Origin of the sequence: Oleiagrimonas sp. (assembly GCF_027858935.1) — a bacterium.
In the GTDB taxonomy this organism is placed as follows: domain Bacteria; phylum Pseudomonadota; class Gammaproteobacteria; order Xanthomonadales; family Rhodanobacteraceae; genus Oleiagrimonas.
The window spans coordinates 1-4,060 of record NZ_JAQIBU010000086.1 but is presented as its reverse complement, the minus strand read 5'-3'; the positions used below and the strand labels follow the sequence as shown (position 1 = coordinate 4,060).

Annotated in this window: 5 protein-coding genes; all 5 read right to left on the bottom strand. The window is 63.9% G+C overall.

Annotated elements, in window-relative coordinates; all coding sequences use genetic code 11:
* The coding region (locus tag PF446_RS03355) for a Mur ligase family protein (RefSeq protein WP_298069725.1) at positions 1-530 on the bottom strand (530 nt) is incomplete at its 3' end.
* A complete protein-coding gene (locus PF446_RS03350; RefSeq protein ID WP_298069723.1) occupies positions 527-2,275 on the bottom strand; it encodes a penicillin-binding protein 2 in 1,749 nt (582 codons plus the stop codon). The genes PF446_RS03350 and PF446_RS03355, both read right to left, overlap by 4 nt.
* Complete coding sequence (ftsL, locus tag PF446_RS03345) at positions 2,272-2,538, bottom strand: cell division protein FtsL (RefSeq protein ID WP_298069727.1); 267 nt, start codon at positions 2,536-2,538, stop codon at positions 2,272-2,274. The genes PF446_RS03350 and ftsL overlap by 4 nt, the downstream gene beginning before the upstream one ends.
* 2 nt (positions 2,539-2,540) lie before the next feature.
* A complete protein-coding gene (rsmH, locus tag PF446_RS03340; RefSeq protein ID WP_298069721.1) occupies positions 2,541-3,470 on the bottom strand; it encodes a 16S rRNA (cytosine(1402)-N(4))-methyltransferase RsmH in 930 nt (309 codons plus the stop codon).
* A 38-nt stretch (positions 3,471-3,508) separates the two neighbouring features.
* Positions 3,509-3,955, bottom strand: coding sequence for a division/cell wall cluster transcriptional repressor MraZ (mraZ, locus tag PF446_RS03335; RefSeq protein WP_298069719.1), 447 nt, complete (start codon positions 3,953-3,955; stop codon positions 3,509-3,511).
* Between the last annotated feature and the right edge of the window lie 105 nt (positions 3,956-4,060).

The following is a 4,060-nucleotide window of genomic DNA, read 5'->3' as shown; positions in this document are numbered from 1 at the left end:
GTGGCGCCGGCGTCACGAAAACCTGCCAACAGCTCCTGCGTGTGGATGGCATCCGGCGTGGTTCGCTCTCCGGGCTGCATCGCGCCGGCCAGCCCCGACCCCAGGGTGCCAATTGTGGCCGCGCGATGCCCGAGATACTCGAGGGCCTGAGCCAGCATCTGCACGCTGGACGTCTTGCCATTGGTACCGGTGATGCCAATGACCGTCATCCCGCGCGATGGTTGGCCAAAGAAGCGCGCAGCCAGATCGCCTGCACGTGCACGCAGGCCTTCGATCCAGATCACCGGTGCGTCGATCTCGGGTGCGGCGCGCACGGGCGCCTCGGCAAGGATCACCGAGGCGCCTCGTGCGACGGCCGCTGGGGCAAACGTGATGCCATGCGCGCGGCTGCCTGCCAGCGCGACAAAGGCATGTCCCGGAAGCACCCGGCGCGAATCGATCTGCAGACCGGACACCATGATGTCACCGCCGGAGTCCCTTCCCGGGATCCCCGCAAGCAGATCGCGCAAGAGCATGGTCGTCGCGCTCATGGCGTGGTCCCCGCTTCGGTTTGGACCTGGGTGTAGTCTTGCGGCGGCACGTTGTCCGGTGACACGTCGAGCAGGCGCAAGGCCCCTTTCATCACCGCACTGAATACCGGTGCGGCAACTGAAGTACCGTAGTAACTTCCCTTGGGGCCGCGCACTAACACCACGCCCACCAGGCGCGGATTGCTGGCCGGCACCATACCCGCGAACAGCGCGTTGTAGTCGGTCTGCGAGTAGCCGCCGTCCTCGGCCTCATGTGAAGTGCCGGTCTTGCCGGCGACCGTGTAGTTCTGGATCGATGCGGTCCCATAGGCGGTTCCGCCCGGGCGCACGACGGTCTTGAGCATGTTGACCAGCGCATGCGCATCCTTGGCATCCAGCACCCGTTTGCCCGGGCTGTCCTGACCCTTCACGAAGGATGGTCGATGCAACACGCCACCATCGGCAATGGCGCAATAGGCCTGCGCCAGTTGCAGTACCGTGACACTGAACCCGTAGCCATAGCCGATGGTGGCCTGGCGAATCGGACGCCAGTCCGTACCTACGGGGAGCACGCCGGACGACTCGCCCGGGAAACCGCTCCCGGTGCTCTGGCCGAAACCGAAGTCCCGGAACACGTCATACATCTGCATCGTGTTCAGGCTTTGCGCGATCTTGGCCGCGCCGATATTGCTCGACTTGGTCAGCACGCCGGTAACATCAAGCACACCGTTGGGGGTGTCATCGTGGATGGTGTGACCGTAAAGGTTGTACCAGCCCGGGCCGGTGTTGATCTTGGTCGTCGGTGTCCATTTGCCACTTTCCAGCGCCGCAGCCACGGTGAAGGCTTTTGCCGTGGAACCGGGTTCGACCACGTCGGTCACTGCCCGGTTGCGGCGCTGGGCGGCGGTGCTGTTGCCGACCGCATTGGGGTTGTAGGACGGCAGATTGACCATCGCCAGCACTTCGCCGGTATGCACGTTCATCACCACCATCGAGGCCGAGGTGGCGTGAAATTTCTCGACCGTATCCCGCAACTGGCGGTAGGCCAGATACTGGATGCGGCGATCGATACTCAGGGTCAGGTCATGGCCGGGCTTTGGCGCCTTGACCAGGTCGACGTTCTCGACCGTGTGTCCGCGCCGGTCGCGAATCACGCGCTTGCTTCCATCAGTGCCGCTGAGCCAATTGTCGTAGGCTAGCTCCAGGCCTTCCTGGCCATGGTCATTGATATTGGTGAAACCGATCACGTGCGCGGTCACCGCGCCCAGCGGGTAGTACCGCCGGTATTCGCGCTGCTCGTTGACACCGGGAACCTTCAGCGCCAGCACGGCCCGCGCCGCTTCCGGACTCATGCGACGTTTCAGGTACACGAACTCGCGACTGGCGCGTTGCGCGAGGTATTGCTTCAGGTCATCCGGGTCGATGCCCAGCTTGCGTGCCAGTTGCGGCAGGCGATCGGTATGATCCAGCACTTCCTGCGGATTGGCCCAGATCGACTCGACCGGCGTGGAGACCGCCAGCGGCACGCCGTTGCGGTCAAAGATGCTGCCACGCGATACCGGGATCGGCACTGTACGCAGGAAGCGCGCATTACCCTGGGCCTGATAGAAGCCCTTGTCGACCACCTGCAGATCCACCGCCTGCACCACCAGACCCAGCGAGGCCAGCCCCAGCAAAATCAAGACCAGCGCCAGCCGGCGGCGAACGCTAGGCCCCCGTGCGCGCTCGGGCACTTGCAGCTCGGTCTTGGCACGATTGCGGCTCATTGGCGAACCAGCCGGGTGTCATCGGGCGTGGGATTGACCATGCCCATCGTTTTGCGGGCAATGGATTCAATGCGGCCGGGATCGGCCCAGGTGGCCTTTTCCAGCTCCAGTCGGCCGAACTCGACGTTCAATGCATCGCGTCGCGCCTGGATGCGCGTGAGCTTCACGAACAGAACCCGGTTCTCGTGTCGCGCCCAGACCACGGCAATGGCACTGACCAGCGTCAGCACCAGCAGACTCGGCAAAAGAACCAGGCGGAACAGCGTCATGACAGCCGCTCGGCGACACGCAGGACGGCTGAACGCGCACGTGGATTGGCTGCAAGCTCGACAGCGCCGGGGAAACGCGCCTTGCCCACGGCGCGCAAGCGCGCCGGCGGTGCTTCCGGCGGCGGCAAATTGCGCGGTCCGGTCGGAGGGATCCCCGACTGGCTGCGTATGAACTGCTTGACCATCCGATCCTCCAGCGAATGGAAACTGATCACGACCAACCGCCCGCCCGGACGCAGCCGGTCGAGCGATCCCTGCAGGCCTTCTTGCAGCGCGTCCAGTTCGCCGTTGACCTTGATCCGCAACGCCTGAAACGTGCGCGTGGCCGGATGCTTGCCCTTCTCGCGTCGTCCCAGCAGACGGGCCAGCAGATCGGCCAACTCACCGGTGCGGCGCAACGGCTGCGTCTCGCGCTGCGCCACGATGGCGCGCGCAATGCGCCGGCTGAACCGCTCCTCGCCGTAACGCCACAACACATCGGCGATTTCGCTTGCCTCGGCGCGAGCCAGGAAATCGGCTGCACTTTCGCCAGTTTCGGGATCCATGCGCATGTCCAGGGGGGCGTCGGCCATGAAGCTGAAACCACGCGCGGGCTCGTCCAGTTGCGGCGAGGACACGCCGATATCGAGCAAGATGCCGTCCAGACCCTCTTCAGTCAGCGCCCACTCGGCCAGCTGGGCAAAATTTCCGCGACGGATCGATACGCGCGGATCGTGTGCGAAGGCATGTTCCGCCTCGGCCACAGCCTGTGGATCGCGATCCATCAGCAGCAACCGACCTTCCGGTGACAGCCGTTCGAGAATCGCGCGTGCATGCCCTCCGCGGCCAAACGTGCCATCCAGATATCGCCCACTTGCCTGCACGTCGAGCGCCTCCAGCGCCTCATCCAACATCACCGGGACATGCAACAACCTGCTACTTCCCATCGCTGCCATCCCGTTTCCACTCAATCCATCGGTTATCGCTACAATTTCAACTCCGCCATGTCGTCGCTGACCTGATCCTCTTCAATCGTCTGGCGTATTCGACTCAGGTGCGCCTGTTCACTCCACAGCTCGAACTTGTTGTCCATGCCCAGCAGCACAGCCTTCTTCTCGATCCCGGCCGATGCGCGCTGGCTGGCCGGAAGCAGGATCCGCGAGGCCCCATCCGGCTCCACGTGCGCCGCCGCGCCCACCAGCTTTCGCTGCAGGTCGCGATGCACTGCTTTCACGCTGGGCAGGGCGTTGACCTGGTCGCGCACCCGCTCCCATTCGTCTTGCGGGAAAATCCACAGGCAACCTGCTTCGAACGGGTTGTACGCCACCACCAGCCGGCTGCCGCACTCACGTGCGACCAGCTCCCGATACGCGGTCGGGATGGCCAGACGGCCCTTGTCGTCAACGGTGATGGCGGTTTCACCCTGGAACATGACTGCGGTGTTTCCACGAAATCCCACGATTTCACACTGCGGCCCACCTTAGTCTCAGCCCCTGAGACTGTCAAGGTGATTTTTGCTTGCAGATCAAGGACAAAG